A 16353-nucleotide genomic window follows, 5' to 3' on the forward strand; every position below is an offset into this window, starting at 1 on the left:
TCCGATGGTGGCATTCCGTGGTCCGAAGGTGTTGCTGTGGCGATGGCGGCGCAATCCGCTCAGAAGACGCAGCGACCGGCTCGAGTCCTGGGTCGTGCTGATCACCTGGGCCCTGACGCTGTTCGGCGGGGTGGTCATGGGCCTCATGGCCGCCGACTCCGTCGAGTCAGGCCTCGCCCGGCAGCGCGCCGAGTGGCGGCCCGTCGGCGCGGTCCTCACCGAGGACGCGCCGGAGCCGTCCGGCCCGAACGGGACGGGCACGGAGAAGGTGTGGGCGAAGGTGCGCTGGACGGCACCGGGCGGCTCCGCCCACGAGGGGCAGGCCCGGGTCGATCCCGCCAGCCTGATGGGAGCCCCGGTCACCGTCTGGACGGACTCCGAGGGCCTTCTGGTCACCAAGCCGGCCAGCGAGTCCCAGGCCCGGTTGCGCGCCGCGCTCGTCGGTGGTCTCGCGGGTGTGTTCGTGGCAGCCGTGCCCTTCGTGGGCGGCCGGTTCGTACGCGGCCGTATGGAGCGGCGGCGGATGGAGCAGTGGGACGAGGAGTGGCAGAGGATCGGCCCGCTCTGGGAACGCAAGATCTGGTGAGAACGGGCGGGGCGTGAACGGGCGGGGCGTGGACGTGACGGCGACCGTCCCGCGCACGGCCGAACGGCCGGACGAGGCCCGTGGGGGAAGGCTTCGTCCGGCCGCCGGGGGGACTCACCGGTGGGTGATGAGCGGTCTCACCTGTAGGTGATGTCCGAGGAGGAGTACAGGCAGTTGGTGCTGTCGGGGCCGGTGCCGGCGCTGTCGTTGTTGTTGTACTTCTGGCACGGGACGACCTTGCGGCCGCTGTCGTTGAGGATCGTGATCTTCCGCAGGGTCGCCACGTCGCCCCGGTTGACGTTGATGCCGACGAGCCGCGCGGTGGAGCCCGTCCCGGTCACCTCGATGTTGTTGAGGTTCACCTTGCGGGTGTACTGCGTGGAGCAGTCGCCGCACGAGCGGTACAGCGTCTTGAACTCGCTGACCGCGAAGTTGGAGATGTTCAGGGTGCCGGGCCCGTTGTGCTGGAAGACCTTGTCCGCCGCCTTCTTGGCGCCGCCGCCGGTCACCGTGTAGGTGGAGCCGCCGCGGAAGGTCGCCGCGTCCTCGCCGACGTCCTCCCACCACACGTTCTGCAGCGTGCAGTTGCCCTCGCAGTGGATGCCGTCGGCGCCGGGCTTGCCGATGATGACGTTCTTCAGCGTCGCGCCGTTCGCGAGCTTGAAGATCGGGTCCTGGCCCTCTTCCTGGTCGTCGCCGGCCAGGGCGCCGCTGCCGTAGTAGCGGACCATGCCGCCGTCCCTGGTGCCGGACACCGAGATGGTGGAGGACACCGGCTGGCTGTTCGTGGGCGTGGGCCAGGTGGCGGCACTCGCCGGAGTGGCCCCGCTGATCATGATCATGCCAAACGAGAGGCTGAACGCGGCGAGCGTGCCGGTCAGCGCGCGCGTGCGGACACGCGGACGTGCTGCAGAAGTCATGTCCCGATTCCTTCTGTGGTCCGAGCGGATAGGGGGTGTCACAGCTTTCCGGCGCCCGCGCCCGACGTCACCGAGGCGACGACGGAGGAGGCGGGCTCGGCGGTGTAGCCGTAGGGCGGGGCGGTGAAGCTCCCCACCCGGGAGATCTCGGTGGCGGCCCCACCGAGGTCGTTGCCGCGCAGATTCGCGTAGCCGTCCACGTCACTGCTGCGGTTCGTGGTGACCGCGACTCCCGTGTTGCGGAAGACGTTGTTCTCCACGAGCATCTGGGCGCCCATGCGCGAGTGGCAGGCGGTCTCGGCGCCGTCGACGTAGTTGTTGTAGAAGTGCCCGGTGCCGAAGCGCAGGCTGGGGATGCGCGAGTAGACGTTGCTGAAGTGGTTGTGATGGAAGGTCACCTTCAGGTGCCCGGTGTCCTCGGAGGCGTTGTTGTCGCTGTGGCCGACGAGTGAGCCCTTGAAGTGCTCCTTGAAGGTGTTCCAGGACACCGTCACGTTGTCCGAGCCGTGGTTGATGTCCAGCAGACCGTCGTAATAGTCCTTGTCGTGCGTGCGGTCCGCGGAGAAGGAGTTGTGGTCGATCCACACCTTCGTGGACTCCTGGACCGTGATCCCGTCGGCGGGCGCGACCGGCTTGCTGATGTTCAGGTTGCGGACGACGACGTTGGTCTCTTCCTTGATCCGCAGGCCGCCGCCGGTGAACCCGGACGACGAACCCACGCCCAGCACCGTCGTGTTGGAGCCGAGGTCCACCTGGCCGCTCAGCGGGATCAGGCCGCTCACGCGGACGACCTTGGCCGCGTTGCCGGTCACGGCGCTCTTGAAGGCGGCGAGCGTCGAGACCGTGACCGGGGTGGTGCTGCCGCCGCCGGTGGTCCCGGCGCCGTAGCCGATCGGGGAGGTCTCCGCCGCTCCCGCGGAGTGCGGTAGGGCGAGGACGGCGGCTGTCGCCAGGGCGGCCGCCGCGGCCACCAGGGCTGATCTTTGCGTCTGTGTACGTGGGGGGACGGTACGCATGCGGGTGCGTCCCTTCAGGGAGAGCTGACGGGCCATGTACATGAATACAGTTCACTTATTTGACCGACGCACGCGAGCGGTACGGGTGCGTCGTGGATCTCGATGGTGCAGGTGGAGCGGTTTCCCAACGGGTGCCTGACGTCGGCGTGCGTGGCCCCTGGGGCGGGACAGCGGCAGCCGGTTCACACTGCTGAACGGAACGTAGAGGGCAAGCGCTTTCTAGTCAACGCTTTGCGCAAAAGACATTGGGCCAGGCCTGGTGGGAGGGCCGGCCGGGATCGGTGGGTGCGCAGGCGGGCGCGGGCCGGGCGCGGCAGGCCGGCGTCAGCGAATTCTTTCGACGTGTGGGAGCGCTTCCATGGCGACCATGTGCATGTCACGATCACCTCCTGCTGACCCGAACCGACTTCTCTCCTTCCGCCGAACCCGTCACAGGAAGGCACAACGACGTGACCCTCACCCCCCACGACCGGGCGCGCGGACCGCTGCGTTCGTTACTCGTCGCGCTGCTGGGAGCGCTGGTGCCGTTGCTCGCGGCCACGCTCCTGACCGCGCCCGCGGCCGCCGCGGCGGACGCGAAGGCCGAGGCGGCCCCCCGGGCCGCGCTCACCGAGATCACGGGCTTCGGCACGAACCCCAGCAATCTGCAGATGTACCTGTACGTGCCGGACAGCGTCACCGCCGACCCGGCGATCGTGGTGGCCGTGCACTACTGCACCGGCTCGGGGCCGGCGATGTACAGCGGCACCGAGTACGCCTCGCTGGCGGACCGGTACGGGTTCATCGTCGTGTACCCGTCCGTCACCCGTAGCAGCAAGTGCTTCGACGTCGCCTCCCCGCAGGCGCTGACCCGCGGCGGCGGCAGCGACCCCGTGGGCATCAAGTCCATGGTCGACTGGACCGTCCGCACCTACGACGCCGACACCGACCGTGTCTTCGCCACCGGCATCTCCTCCGGCGCGATGATGACCAACGTCCTCCTCGGTGACTACCCCGACGTGTTCGCCGCCGGCGCCGCCTTCGCGGGCGTCCCCTTCGCCTGCTTCGCCACCACCAACGGCTCCGAGTGGAACAGCGACTGCGCGAACGGCACCATCACCCGCACCCCGCAGGCCTGGGGCGACCTCGTCCGCGGGGCCTATCCCGGCTACAACGGACCCCGGCCCCGCATGCAGTTGTGGCACGGCACCACGGACGACGTACTGCGCTACCCGAACTTCGGCGAGGAGATAAAGCAGTGGACCGACGTGCACGGTGTCGGCCAGACACCGGCCGCCACCGACTCGCCCCAGTCCGGCTGGACCCGCACCCGCTACGGCGGCACCGGTGACCGTGCCCCCGTCGAGGCCATCAGCCTTCAGGGCACCGGCCACAACCTCTACGCCTGGGGCATGGCCGAGCGCGTCCTCACCTTCTTCGGCCTCAACGGATCCGGCCCCGCGCCCCAGCCTCCGGCCGGCCCCTGCAAGGTGACCGTCACCACCAACGCCTGGAGCACGGGCCTGACCGCGTCCGTGACCGTCACCAACACCGGTACGACGGCGGTCAACGGCTGGCAACTGGGCTTCACCCTGCCCTCCGGACAGACCGTCACCAACGGCTGGGGCGCCACCTACAGCCCGGCGAGCGGTGCCGTGACCGCGACCAACGCGACGTACAACGCCGCGATCGCCCCCGGCGCGAGCGTCAGCATCGGCTACCAGGCCAACCACACCGGCAACAGCGCCGCACCCTCGGCGTACTCGCTCAACGGGACGGCGTGCACGACCGGTTGACGGGCCCTGACCTTCGTCTCGCTCCGACCGACCGACCGACCCACCGACCCACCGACCCACCGGCCGACCAACCGGCCCGCCCGACCGAACCGACCGCCCGTCCGGGCGCGCGCCGACGAGGCGCGCGCCCGGCCCTCGTTCGTCCCGCCCGACCTCCGCAGAAAGGCCCGCACTTGCGACCGCCCAGCAGCCCACAGCCCGTCAAGCCGTCGAGCGGGGCGCCGTTCGCGACCGTGATCGCCACCTGCGTCCTCGCCCTGGCCCTCGTGGTGGCGTCGTCCGCCGTTGTCGCCCTGGTCGGGAGCCCGCGGCGGACGGACGGGGCCGGTGCCGGGGACACGGCGTCGTCCGCCCGGCACTGGGTGAACACCTGGTCGGCGATGCCGCAGCTCACCGAGCCGGGCAACATGCCCCCGGCGCCGTTCACCGGGGAGCGGGCCGTGCTGGTCGACACCACCCTGCGGCAGACCGTCCGCGTCACCACCGGCGGCGACCGCGTCCGGCTGCGCTTCTCCAACGCCTTCGGCGGCAGCGCGCTGCCGCTGACCGCCGTGACGGTGGCCCTCCCGCTGGGCGGGCAGGCCGGGGTCGCGGCGATCGAACCCGGTACCTCCCGGACGGTGACCTTCAGCGGCCGGGGGTCGACGACCGTGCCGGTCGGCGCCCAAGTGGTCTCGGACCCCCTGGACTTCACGCTGAGGCCGGGCACCAACCTGACCGTGACGGCGTACCTGGCCGAGGGCCAGGCGTCTCTCGCCCTCACCTCGCACCCCGGCTCCCGCACCACCTCGTACCTCCGCCACGGCGACCGCACCGAGGACACGGAACTGCCCGGCGCGACCCCGACCAACCACTGGTATCTGCTCAGCGACATCGAGGTGTTGTCGCGGCCCGCCACGACCTCGGTCGCCGTTCTCGGTGACTCGCTCACCGACGGCCGGGGCTCCACCACCAACGGCAACAACCGCTGGCCCGACCAGCTCTTCGACCGCCTCCAGCAGCGGCCCGGCACCCGGCACATCGCCGTGGTGAACCTGGCGGCCGGCGGCAATCGCGTCCTCAACGACGGCCTCGGCCCCAACGCCCTCGCCCGCCTGGACCGCGACATCCTCGCGCACAGCGCAGTCGAGCAGCTGATCGTCTTCGAGGGCGTCAACGACCTCGGCACCGCCGAGGCCACCCCCGCCGCCCAACAGCGCGTCACCGCCGACCTCATCGCCGCCTACGAGCAGATCATCGTGCGCGCCCACGCCCAGGGCATCCGCGTCCACGGCGCGACCCTCCTGCCCTTCGGCGGCAACACCCCCTACGACGACACCGCCGGACACCGCGAGGCGGCGCGGCAGGTCGTCAACACCTGGATCCGCACCAGCGGCCGCTTCGACGCCGTCCTCGACTTCGACCGAGCGGTCCGCGACCCGGGCGACCCGAGCCGCCTCCTCCCCGCTCTCCACGACGGCGACTGGCTGCACCTCAACCCGGAGGGCTACCGAGTCCTCGCCGAGGCGGTTCCGGCCCGCCTGTTGCAGCGGAAGTGAGCGGCTCGGCCCGGCCGCCGGTGGGAAACCCGCCTGGACCGACCGGTGGTACTGCTCGGGTACGCGCACCTCGCCCCCGGGTTCCCGGGCCGTGTACCGGGCCCACGAAGGGGCGCGCAGCGCTTCACGGCCCAGCGGGACCGCGTCACGGCGAGGTCCGGCCCTCGGGCGGTGGGGGACCGCGTCCACCGGGTGGGTGGGGTGGTGGATGCCAGGGGCGAGGCCCTGGCATCCATGAACAGTTTGTTGACTTCAGGGGTGGCGCCCGTGTGCGTTGGCAGTGCGGGTCGGTGGGGGCTGATCGCGCGGTTCCCCGTGCCCATGGAGGGGCACGCTGCCGCGTGCGGCGGTCATCAGCGACTCCCAGTCCGGAAGTTTCACCACGCCTCTGCCCAGTGAGGCTCCCCATGTCGCCTCGGCCCTCTCGATCGCCTGCCAGCCCGGCCACTCGACCGGTGCGCAGCCCGCCGCGCTCAGCTCCGGCAGCGGGTCGTCCGGCACGTTTCCGGTCGCCAGCGCCGACGCGTCCTCCAGCAGTGACGTCGCCGTCTCCTTGGCGCAGGGGCGGTTGGTGCCGATCACCCCGGTCGGGCCGCGCTTGATCCAGCCGGCCACATACTCGCCCGGAGAGGGGACGCCTTCGCGGAGTACGCGGCCCGCGGTGTGCGGGACCGTGCCGTGGGCCGGGTCGAAGGGGAGGCCGTCGACGGGGACGCCCCGGTAGCCGACCGAGCGGAGCACGAGCTGGGCCTCGATCTCCTCGTACCGGCCGGTGCCGGTCAGACCGCCGTGGCCGTCGGGTTCCGTGCGCTCCAGGCGGACACCGCAGACCCGGTCGCCGTCGGCGAGGAGGGCGACGGGGCGCAGGAAGAAGCGCAGGCGGATGCGGTGGCGGCCGGGCGGGGCGGGCGCGGTGGCCCAGCCACGCAGGACCTCGACGTTGCGGCGCCGGGCGGCGGGGAGGGACGACGGGTCGACGTAGTCCGGGTCCAGTTCCAGCTCGGCCGGGTTGACGCTCACCTGGGTGTCCGGGAGGGTGCTCAGCTCGCGCAGCTCCTTCGTGGTGAAGCGGGCCTGCGAAGGCCCCCGGCGGCCCACCATGTGGACGCGGGTGACCTCGCTGGCGGCGAGGGAGGTGAGCGCGGCCTGGGGCATGTCCGTGGGGCTCAGCTCGGCCGCGCCGCGCGCGAGCATACGGGTGACGTCCACCGCGACGTTGCCGACGCCGATGACCACGGCGGTCCGAGCCCCGAGGGCGGGCCCGTCGAACAGGCAGCCCGCGGCGTCCGGGTGCGCGCTGTACCAGGAGACGAACTCGGTCGCCGACCAGCTGCCGCGCAGCTCCTCGCCCGGGATGTCGAGCCGGCGGTCGGCGGCGGCGCCCACGCAGTACACGACCGCGTGGTACAGCTCCCGCAGCCGGGCGGCCGGCACCCCGTCCGGGCCCACCCGCACACCGCCGAGGAACCGCACCCGCTCGTGCTCCAGCACGGCACGCAGATTGTTCTGCAGCGACTTGATCTTCTCGTGGTCCGGCGCCACCCCGTAGCGCACCAGGCCGTACGGGCACGGCAGCCGGTCCAGTACGTCGACGAGCACGTCCGGGTCCTGCTGGACGAGGCTCTGAGCGGTGTAGCACCCGCTCGGCCCCGAACCGACGACGGCGACACGCAGCACGGCGGAACTCCTTACGCGAGGAGATCGCTGATGCCTCAAGGATCGCACCGCGGGGCCCGCCGGGGGAGGGGTGCGCGGGCGAGGGAAGGGGTGCTGAGCCGTCGGGGTGCCGTGCGCCCCCGGTACGCGTGGCAATGCGCAGTGAATGTGATCATGCGCATACGTTGCGTATGTGCTGGAAGCATCCTTTCTCAATCTTTCCGATCGCCACTGGCAGGACGGCACGGTGACCGTGCGGCCCGCGTGGGAGGTGCAGGAGCACGACGGCGCCACGGCCTGGTTCAACGCGAGGCTGGCCTTCCCGGACGGCGCCGCGGTCGAGGTGCTCGCCGTGGTCTGCGGGGGCCGTCTGTCCCTGGAGGACGTGCGCGCCCAGCCGCCGCTGTCCCTGGACGACCTGGCGGAGCTGGCCGACTGGATCGAGAGCCCGCTGTTCGAGGCGTGCGGCACCACGCCCGAGTTCCCCGACGAGGAGCTGCCGGAGACCTCGTACGGACCCGGGCGCCGGGCCAGGCCCGCGTGGCCGCGCGGGGTGGAGGGGCGGCGGCTGGTGGCCGAGGAGTACCTCGCGGCGCAGCGGTCCGGCTACGACCCGGTCCTCGCCGTGATGTGCGCGACCGGGCACAGCCGCCGCAAGTCGCTCCGGATGATCGCCGGAGCGCGCGACGAGGGCCTGCTCGGCCCCCGCCACGCCCGGCGCTGAGCCCGGAGTCGGGCCGGCCGCCCCGGTCACCGCGTCAGGTCGCGCATCCGGCTGATCTCCGTCGCCTGCTGGGCGATCACGTCGTCGGCCATCTCCTCGACCAGGATGTTGTTGCCCTGCGCCTTCACATCCGTGGCCATGGTGATCGCCCCCTCGTGATGGGTGATCATCAGCTTCAGGAAGAGCTGGTCGAACTTCTTCCCGTCGAGCGAGCCGAGTTCCTTCAGCTGCGCCTCGGTCGCCATGCCGGGCATCGACTCGTGGTCGTGCGAAGTGTCCCGCCCGTCACCGTCGTTGACCTTCAGCCAGCCCTCCATGGCCTCGATCTCGGGCTTCTGGGCGGCCGAGATGCGCTCGGCGATCCGCTTCACCTGGGTCGACTTCGCGTGGTCGGGGGCGAGTTCGGTCATCTCCAGGGCCTGGGTGTGGTGCACGATCATCATGCGCACGTAGTCGTGGTCAGCCGAATTCGGAGAGTCGTCTTCCGCTCGCCGCTTCTCGACTTCTTCCGGCGAGAGGGTTTGAGCCGCCTCACCGGGTTTTCCGGGGGCGATCACCGCCGGTCCGCCCGACTTGGCGGAACCGCCGTCGGGGTCCGCGTCCGACCCCGAGTCGCAGCCCGCGAGTACCAGTACGACGGCCGTCAGTGTGGCCGTGACCAGCGGCGCGCGGGATGTGCGGCGAACGAGCACAGGGACCTCCTGGGACACGGCAACGGGCGTACACCTCATGAGTGTTGACAGACTTTCCTAACACGCTTTCACTGATCGGTGATCAAATTTGTTCGTTACAAGTACATTGCCGCCTGTTGATCTGTGCATGATGAAGACGATACTTCGGAGGAGCCTGAACCGTTCGACCGCGAACGGCCACACGGGAGGACACAGTGACCCTGTTGAACAACCTTCGGACGCGGCGCAGACGTCTGGGGGTCGCCGCGACTGCGGCCGGCCTGCTGGCCGCGTTACTCACCGCCGGACCGGCGGCCGCGACCCCCGACCCCGGCGACTCGCCCGCCGTGCGGGAGAAGGTCTCCAAGAGCGATGCCGCCGAGGCGCGGGCGGCGATAGCCGCCGGCGAGATACCCGGCCAGGACGAGATCGTCCACTCCGCCAACATCCAGCACCTGGCCAACATCCCCAAGGAGGCGTTGCCGGGCACCAACTCGGACCTCGCCTTCCAGGGCAAGTACGCCTACGCCGGCAACTACGACGGATTCCGGGTCTTCGACCTCAGCGATCCGAAGGCGCCGAAAACCGTGGCCCAGGTGCTCTGCCCCGGCTCGCAGAACGACATCTCCGTCTCCGGCGACCTGCTGTTCCTGTCCACCGACTCCTCGCGCAGCGACAACTCCTGCAACAGCACCACGCAGCCCGCGACCGAGAAGTCGTCGTGGGAGGGCATGAAGATCTTCGACATCAGCGACAAGGCGCACCCGAAGTACGTCGCCGCCGTCGAGACGTCCTGCGGCTCGCACACCCACACGCTGGTGCCCGACGGCAAGAACGTCTACGTCTACGTCTCCTCGTACTCGCCGAGCGCCGCGTTCCCCGACTGTCAGCCTCCGCACGACGGCATCTCGGTCATCAAGGTGTCCCGCAAGCACCCGGAGAGGGCGAAGGTCGTGGGCTTCCCGGTCCTCTTCCCCGGTGAGGGCACCGACGGCGGCGGCAACCCGGGTTCGCCGACGAACCCCGGTGTCTCCAAGACCACTGGCTGCCACGACATCACGGTGCTGCCGTCGAAGGATCTGGCCGCCGGCGCGTGCATGGGTGACGGCATCCTGTTCTCCATCAAGAACCCGAAGAAGCCGAAGGTCATCGACCGGGTCCAGGACAACGTGAACTTCGCGTTCTGGCACTCGGCCACCTTCAACCAGGAGGCCGACAAGGTCGTCTTCACCGACGAGTTGGGCGGCGGCGGCGCGGCCACCTGCAACGCGGCGATCGGGCCGAACCGCGGTGCCGACGGCATCTACGAGATCGTCGGCAAGGGGGACAAGCGCAAGCTCGTCTTCAAGAGCTACTTCAAGATCCCCCGCCACCAGGCGGACACCGAGAACTGCGTCGCCCACAACGGCTCGCTGATCCCGGTCAAGGGCAAGGACATCATGGTCCAGGCCTGGTACCAGGGCGGTGTCTCCGTCTGGGACTTCACCGACTCCGCCAAGCCCGAGGAGATCGCCTACTTCGAGCGCGGTCCGATCTCCACCAGCACCCTCGTGGGCGGCGGTTCCTGGTCCGCGTACTACTACAACGGTTACATCTACTCGAACGACCTGGTGAAGGGCTTCGACGTGTTGAAGCTCGACGACGCGCGGACGAACCCGGCCCAGGCCGTCCACCTGAGCGAGCTCAACGTGCAGTCGCAGCCGGACTACTTCGACATCGACCGCTAGAAGAGCAAGCGACGGATCTCGCTCACCCGTCCCGCCGGGCCCCTCGGGCCCGGCGGGACACCGGGCCTGCGGACTCTTCACCGACCGGGACGCAGGGCGAGGACATCCGGCAACTCCCGCGTCGGCTCGCCGTCGGCGAACTATACTCAACGCTTCCGGGCGGCGACCCTACGTGCTCCCGTCCGGCCGTCGTTCGTCCCGGGCCGCACGGGGGACGGTCCGGGACGGACGTCCGGCGGTGGCGAACAATCGTTCGGTGACCGGGACCCGGACACCCGGCCAGGCTCACGGGGCAGCGGCCCGCGGCACCTCAGTCCACCAGATCCAGCACCGGCCGCAGCCCGTCCGGCCGCTCGGCGGCGGGCAGATGGTCGACGAAGTGCACCCCGCACCCCAGCGCCGCCGCACCGCCGTCGGCCCGCCGGTCGTCGCCCACCATCAGGGTTTTTCGCGCGTCGACACCGAGCGCCTCGCACGCGCGGGCGAACAGCCGCGGGTCCGGCTTCTGGATGCCGTGCTCGTAGGACAGCATGTACACGCCGACGTACGGGTCGAGGCCGTGCGCGCGGAACACCGGCCGCAGATCCCAGCCGATGTTGCTCACCACCCCGACGGCCACCCCACGTTCCCGCAGGGCGGCGAGGACCTCGGCGGCGTCCGGGTAGGGGCACCACGCCGACGGCTTCATATGGCGGTCGTACAGCGCGTCGTGGAGCGCGGGGGCGGGGAGAGCCACCCGGCGGGAGAGAGCCGTGTAGGCGGCACGGTGCTGCTCGGCGCTCCGGTCCCGCACCGCCCACAGCTCACCCGGCCGGCCTGTCGGCGGCTGCGCCGGGAACGCCCCGCCCGGCAGCGCGCCCGCCCGGTCCAGTGCCTCGGCCGCCCTGACCAACTCCGGCTCGGGCAGGGTCAGACCGGTGTCCGTCAGGGCCGCACGGAGCCAGGACTCGGTGGACTCCACGCGGAAGAGGGTTCCGGAGAAGTCGAACAGCACTCCTTCGACAGTCATGCCGTCGATCCTTCGTGCCCGCCGCCGATTCGGTCAAGTACGCCTCGACGCCTGCCACTTGTCGTACGTCAGCACCGCCAGCGCGATCGTCAGGCCGCCCAGCAGCCAGCCGGCCAGCACGTCCGACGCCCAGTGCACGCCCAGCCAGATCCGGGTCAGTCCGACGCCCACGACGGAGACGGCGGCCACCGCCAGGGCCGTCCGCAGGACGACGCGGCCGGCACCGTACCGGTGCAGGAGCCACACCAGCAGACCGAGGACGACCGTGGCCGTCATGGCGTGGCCCGACGGGTACGCCGCGTAGTGGGCGGAGTCGACAGGGTCGGGCCACGCGGGCCGCTCCCGGCCGACAGCCGCCTTCAGGGCCTGCTGCAACGCCGTACCCACCGCGCAGGTGACCGCCAGCCACAGGGCGAGCCACCATTCCCGGTGGCGCCACACCAGCCAGACCACGGCGCCGGCGGCCAGCAGACGCATCGTCACCGGGTCCCAGACCCAGTCCGTCAGGATGCGGAACGCGTGGGTGATGCCCGGTTCGTCGACGGCCCATCTGTGGGTGGTGTTCGCGACGCTCTCGTCCAGTGACATGAGCGGTCCCCAGGCGAGCGCGACCAGGACGAGCAGCAGGACGGAGGGCGCCGCGAAGGCCGCGACGGCGCGGACGGTGCGGGGGGCCGACGGCCGGTGGGGCGGCGCCTCGACGGTGGGGGTGTGCATACAGCGATCCTGGCCGATTCCCGGGGCCTCAGGCCAACGCCGGGGCGTGAGATCACTGTCACGCGCGGCGACCGGAGCAAAGCCGTCGCGTCGCACGTTGTTCTTGGGCTGCCCTTTGTTCCCTCTTTGCCATGTCACGACCTGCCGAGTGCCCGCAAAGCCGGGACGAAAGCCCCGACCGACGGTCCCGCCGCCGCACGGGCCCGCGCCCCCGGCGACACTTGCCGCGCGTACCGCTCAGACCGTCAGCAGCATGGCGAACATCCCGATCCCCATGGACAGTCGGCAGGCCCGCGCCAACTCCGGCCGGTCGCCCCAGCCGGGCGCCCGCCCGGGCGGAACCCGCGCGCCCACCGAGGCCGGTACGGGCATGAGCCGGGCGCCCGCCCACAGCACGTAGCCGGCGAAGTACACCAGCAGCACCCCGGTCACCAGGGGCAGGCCCGCGCCGCCGTGGCCACCGCCCGGCGAGGCGACCATCACCGCGGCCATGTACACCATCGCCAGCGCACCGACCAGATGGTGCAGATGGTGCGCGCTCGTGCGGGCCGACCACAGCGCACGCGCCGCCGCCGCGCCGAACACCACCGCGTAGGTGAACCACGCCCAGCGCGGCGGCGCCACGGCCGCGGCGGGCACGGCCATCGCGGCCATGCCGAACCCCATCAGCGCCTCGCCGCCGGCGGCCAGGCGCTGCTCCTCGACGGCACTGCGCATCCGCAGCAGGCAGTAGCCCCCGGTCATCGCGCACAACGCGACCAGCAGCCAGCCGGGCGAAACCGGTCCGTGCACTGCGCACCTCCCCGTTCGACGACGTCGGTCAGCGCTGAGAGCGAGGTCGGACAGTCGGTCAGGGCATGCCCCGGCCCGATGGCGCGCATACGAGCGCAAGGGTGTACGCGGGGGAGCGCGCGGGGGTGCGGCTCGGAGACGAGCGCCACAGCGCATAATGTATTTCACGAGTAAAACACCAGCTAAAGTCATGGCATGCGCAGCGTCAGACCTCCCCGTGCCCGCCGGCTTCCGCTCTCCGGTGTCCTCCGTGTGCACCGGCCCTCCGAGATCTGGTTCAAGCCCGCGTTCAGCGTGGTCGTCGCGGCCGCACCGCCCAACCTGACGCTGCTGGCCCTCGACCGCCTCGACCTGGCGATGTACACGATGGCAGGGTCCCTGTGCGCGCTCTACGCCCACCACCGCCCGTACACCGCCCGCGCCCGCACCCTCGCCCTGGTCGTGCTCGGCATGGTCGCCGGACTCGCGGTCGCTCTGGTCGCCGCCTCGCTCACCACGAACGCGGTGGCGCTGGTCACCGTGGGCGCGCTCCTGGCCGCCGCGCAGAAGGCGCTCTGCGACGTGAGCCGGATCGGGCCGCCCGCCAACGTCATCTTTACCTTCGTCACCTCGGCGGCCCTCTTCCTGCCCCAGACCCTCGCCCAGGTCCCCGGTCACCTCGCCGCGGCCGCCGTCGCGGGCACCTGGGCCTGGCTCGTGTGCATGGCCCCCGGCCTGCCGCGCCCGCACGGGCCGGAGCGCCGCGCCACGGCCCAGGCCCTGAACGCGGTGGCCGCCCACATCGAGGCGGCCCGCCCGGAGCGACCGGGGTCCCGCACGGCCGCCGCGACCGCCGTGCACACCGCCTGGCAGACACTGCTCGCCGCCGGCGCCCGCACCGAGCCCCGGCGCGCCCTCGAAGCGCTTCTGGTCCGCGCCGACGTCGCCCTCACCGCGCCCGCGGACGCCGACGCCGGCCGACTGCGCGCCCAGGCACGGGAACTGCGCGGTGCCCGCCCTCTCCCACGAGCCGCCGCCCCCGCGGAGGCCGCCGACGCGATGCCCGGTGTGGAGGGCGAACCCGCGGGCGGTAGGGCCCCGTTGTGGAGCAGGCTCGGCCCACTCACCCCCATCGTCGTACGCACCGCGGTCGGCTGCGCCCTCGCCGGGTACGCCTCCCTCGCGATCGGTGTCGGCCGCCCCTACTGGGCCCTCGTCACCGCCGCCTCGCTCTACCAGGCGAACCTCACCCTCACCTGGAGCCGGGGAGTCCAGCGCGTCGTCGGCAACCTCGCCGGAGTGCTGGCCTTCGCCGCCCTGGTCCCGCTCGCCCACCTCGGCCCGACGGCACTCGTCCTGTGCTGCCTCGCCCTCGGCTTCGGTGCCGAGGCCCTGATCAGCCGCAACTACTGGCTCGGCACCATCTGCGTGACCCCGATGGCCCTGCTCGTCACCGAGTTCGTCCGCTACGGAAACCCCGGCGAGCTGATCACCGACCGTCTGCTGGACACCGTCGTCGGCGCCCTGGTCGGCTTCCTCGCGGCGGTCGCCGTCACCAACCGGCGTGCCGGAGACCGCGTCGCCCACGCCCTCACCACCGTGGAGCGCGCCCGCGCGCACACCGTCCGCACGGCCGCCGACCCCAACGCCACGCCCGGCGCACTGACCGCCGCCCGCCGCGCCCTCGCCACCGCCCTCGTCGACCTGCGCGCCGTCACCGACGCCGCGAGTGGCGAATGGTGGCAACGCGCCTGGCCGTCGGAGCGGGTGACGCACGCCGAGCAGGCCGGACACCGTACGCTCGCGGCGACGGTACGACAGCACCGGTTCCAGGCATCGGAGGGCGCACGGGCATGACGGCAGGCAGCGGGCGGACGGCGGCGGGGAGCGGCGCGGTACTCGGGGACACGGTCGCCAAGGTGGTGCGCCAGTGGCAGACGGTCCACCCCGGTCTCGACACGGCGCCGATGGAGATCATCGGCCGCGTCAACCGCTGCGCCGCCCTCCTCCAACAGGCCGAGGACGCGCCACTGCGGCGCGCCGGTCTCACCCGCCCCGAGTTCGACGTCCTCGGCACCCTGCGCCGCACCGGTCATGAACTGACGCCCAGTGAGATCGCCCGCGAGACCTTCGCCTCCGGCGCCGCCGTCACCAAACGCCTCAAGCTGCTCACCGAGCGCGAACTGGTCGAGCGACGCGGAGACGACCGTGACCGCCGCGTCGCCCACGTCCGCCTCACCGACGCCGGCCGCGACCTCGTGGACAGCGTCATGCCGGAGCAACTGGCCTACGAGGAGGCCGTACTCTCCGGTGTCGACACCGACGACCGCCGCGACCTCGCCGTACTGCTGGGCGAGTTGCTGATCCAGCTGGAGGGCCGCCTCGGCCTGCCGCGCGCCTAGCGGCCGTAGCGGCGCGCTGTCCACATGGGACGCGCAGGTGTGCCCGCCGGGCCGGTGTCAGCCCTCCGCGCCCGCCAAGTACACGCCGAACACGGCCCCTTGGGGGTCCCGCAGCACCGCGATGCGGGGTCCCTCCGGCACCGTGGTGGGCTCCATGAGGAGGGTGCCGCCCGCCCCGGCGGCGACGCGGGCCGTGTCGTCGACGTCCTCGACGGCGAAGTACGGCAGCCAGTGCGAAGGCACTTCGTGCGGGAACTTGTCGTCCATCGTGATCATGCCGCCGAAGTCGGCGCCGTCGATGCCCCACTGCGTGTACTGCCCGCCGGCGCTCACGCTCCAGCCGAACACCGCCGTGTAGAAGGCCTTCGCCTGTTCCGGCACGCGGGTCAGCAGCTCGACCCAGCCGAGCGCGCCGGGCGCGTTGAACAGCCCGGCACCGGGGAAGGACCGCGCCTGCCACAGCTGGAAGGCCGCGCCACCCGGGTCGAACGCCACCGCGAACCGCCCGATGTCGAAGACGTCCACCGGCTCCATCACGACGGTTCCGCCGGCCGCCCATACCGCCCCCGCCGACGCGTCCGCGTCGCTCACCGCGAACGACACGTTCCAGGCCACCGGCTGCGACTCCTGGTAGAGCGGTGCGAGGGCGGCGACCGCCGCGTCACCGAGGTGCGCGATGCTGTAGCCGCCGGCCTCCTGGCGCGGATCGGTCTCCGTACGCCAGCCGAACAGCTCGGTGTAGAACCGCTTGGCCGCCTCCAGGTCGCTGGTCCCCAGCTCGGTCCAGCAGGGCCCACCGGTCACCGGCGCGTCGAGCTTCATGACGTTCCCTCCGGGGACG

15 protein-coding genes and 1 pseudogene are annotated in these 16353 nt (G+C 71.6%); 7 read left to right on the plus strand and 9 right to left on the minus strand.

Translation table 11 applies throughout. The features are described 5' to 3' along the window. The first annotated feature begins 4 nt into the window (after positions 1–4). Entirely contained in the window at positions 5–586 is a 582-nt protein-coding gene (locus tag OG622_RS43905) for a hypothetical protein (RefSeq protein ID WP_371582539.1), read from the plus strand. Between the two features lie 137 nt (positions 587–723). Here the strand turns inward: OG622_RS43905 and OG622_RS43910 are convergent, their stop codons facing one another. Continuing rightward, the gene (locus OG622_RS43910; RefSeq protein WP_371582541.1) at positions 724–1506 is read right to left on the minus strand and encodes a pectate lyase; all 783 of its coding nucleotides are present in this window, start codon (positions 1504–1506) and stop codon (positions 724–726) included. Positions 1507–1544: 38 nt separating this feature from the next. After that, complete coding sequence (locus tag OG622_RS43915; protein ID WP_371582543.1) at positions 1545–2522, minus strand: polysaccharide lyase family 1 protein; 978 nt, start codon at positions 2520–2522, stop codon at positions 1545–1547. Positions 2523–2971: 449 nt separating this feature from the next. Here OG622_RS43915 and OG622_RS43920 point away from each other — a divergent pair, with 449 nt between their 5' ends. Together OG622_RS43920 and OG622_RS43925 are read left to right on the plus strand one after the other, a co-directional pair. Beyond that, complete coding sequence (locus OG622_RS43920) at positions 2972–4297, plus strand: PHB depolymerase family esterase (protein ID WP_371582544.1); 1326 nt, start codon at positions 2972–2974, stop codon at positions 4295–4297. A 233-nt stretch (positions 4298–4530) separates the two neighbouring features. After that, complete coding sequence (locus OG622_RS43925) at positions 4531–5835, plus strand: SGNH/GDSL hydrolase family protein (RefSeq protein ID WP_371584411.1); 1305 nt, start codon at positions 4531–4533, stop codon at positions 5833–5835. 36 nt (positions 5836–5871) lie between these two features. On the opposite strand, the pseudogene OG622_RS43930 reads toward OG622_RS43925, so the two are convergent. Further along, a pseudogene (locus tag OG622_RS43930) lies at positions 5872–5997 on the minus strand (NADH:flavin oxidoreductase/NADH oxidase); the annotation flags it as partial. A gap of 90 nt (positions 5998–6087) precedes the next feature. Further along, entirely contained in the window at positions 6088–7512 is a 1425-nt protein-coding gene (locus tag OG622_RS43935) for an FAD-dependent oxidoreductase (RefSeq protein ID WP_371582545.1), read from the minus strand. Between the two features lie 172 nt (positions 7513–7684). On the opposite strand from OG622_RS43935, the gene OG622_RS43940 reads away from it, so the two are divergent. Continuing rightward, complete coding sequence (locus tag OG622_RS43940) at positions 7685–8215, plus strand: DUF6214 family protein (RefSeq protein ID WP_371582547.1); 531 nt, start codon at positions 7685–7687, stop codon at positions 8213–8215. 26 nt (positions 8216–8241) lie between these two features. On the opposite strand, the gene OG622_RS43945 is transcribed toward OG622_RS43940, so the two are convergent. Continuing rightward, complete coding sequence (locus OG622_RS43945; protein WP_371582549.1) at positions 8242–8907, minus strand: DUF305 domain-containing protein; 666 nt, start codon at positions 8905–8907, stop codon at positions 8242–8244. A gap of 194 nt (positions 8908–9101) precedes the next feature. Between OG622_RS43945 and OG622_RS43950 the strand changes: the two genes are divergently transcribed. Continuing rightward, entirely contained in the window at positions 9102–10613 is a 1512-nt protein-coding gene (locus tag OG622_RS43950) for an LVIVD repeat-containing protein (protein ID WP_371582550.1), read from the plus strand. A gap of 310 nt (positions 10614–10923) precedes the next feature. Here the strand turns inward: OG622_RS43950 and OG622_RS43955 are convergent, their stop codons facing one another. The 3 genes from OG622_RS43955 to OG622_RS43965 form a co-directional block, all read right to left on the minus strand. Beyond that, positions 10924–11622: an HAD family hydrolase gene (locus tag OG622_RS43955; protein WP_371582551.1), complete on the minus strand. Its 699-nt coding sequence runs from the start codon at positions 11620–11622 to the stop codon at positions 10924–10926. 33 nt (positions 11623–11655) lie between these two features. Then, on the minus strand, positions 11656–12339 hold the full coding sequence (locus tag OG622_RS43960; RefSeq protein ID WP_371582552.1) for a phosphatase PAP2 family protein: 684 nt from the start codon (positions 12337–12339) through the stop codon (positions 11656–11658). Between the two features lie 237 nt (positions 12340–12576). Then, the gene (locus OG622_RS43965) at positions 12577–13131 is read right to left on the minus strand and encodes a DUF5134 domain-containing protein (protein ID WP_371582554.1); all 555 of its coding nucleotides are present in this window, start codon (positions 13129–13131) and stop codon (positions 12577–12579) included. Between the two features lie 195 nt (positions 13132–13326). Here OG622_RS43965 and OG622_RS43970 point away from each other — a divergent pair, with 195 nt between their 5' ends. Then, positions 13327–14967, plus strand: a complete 1641-nt coding sequence (locus OG622_RS43970) for an FUSC family protein (protein WP_371582555.1) — start codon at positions 13327–13329, stop codon at positions 14965–14967. Further along, on the plus strand, positions 14964–15512 hold the full coding sequence (locus OG622_RS43975) for a MarR family winged helix-turn-helix transcriptional regulator (protein ID WP_371582556.1): 549 nt from the start codon (positions 14964–14966) through the stop codon (positions 15510–15512). The genes OG622_RS43970 and OG622_RS43975 overlap by 4 nt, the downstream gene beginning before the upstream one ends. Positions 15513–15569: 57 nt before the next feature. On the opposite strand, the gene OG622_RS43980 is transcribed toward OG622_RS43975, so the two are convergent. Continuing rightward, positions 15570–16334 carry a VOC family protein gene (locus OG622_RS43980; protein WP_371582558.1) on the minus strand — a complete coding sequence of 255 codons (765 nt, stop codon included), beginning with the start codon at positions 16332–16334 and terminating at the stop codon, positions 15570–15572. Between the last annotated feature and the right edge of the window lie 19 nt (positions 16335–16353).

Source organism: Streptomyces sp. NBC_01314, from assembly GCF_041435215.1.
Taxonomy (GTDB): domain Bacteria; phylum Actinomycetota; class Actinomycetes; order Streptomycetales; family Streptomycetaceae; genus Streptomyces.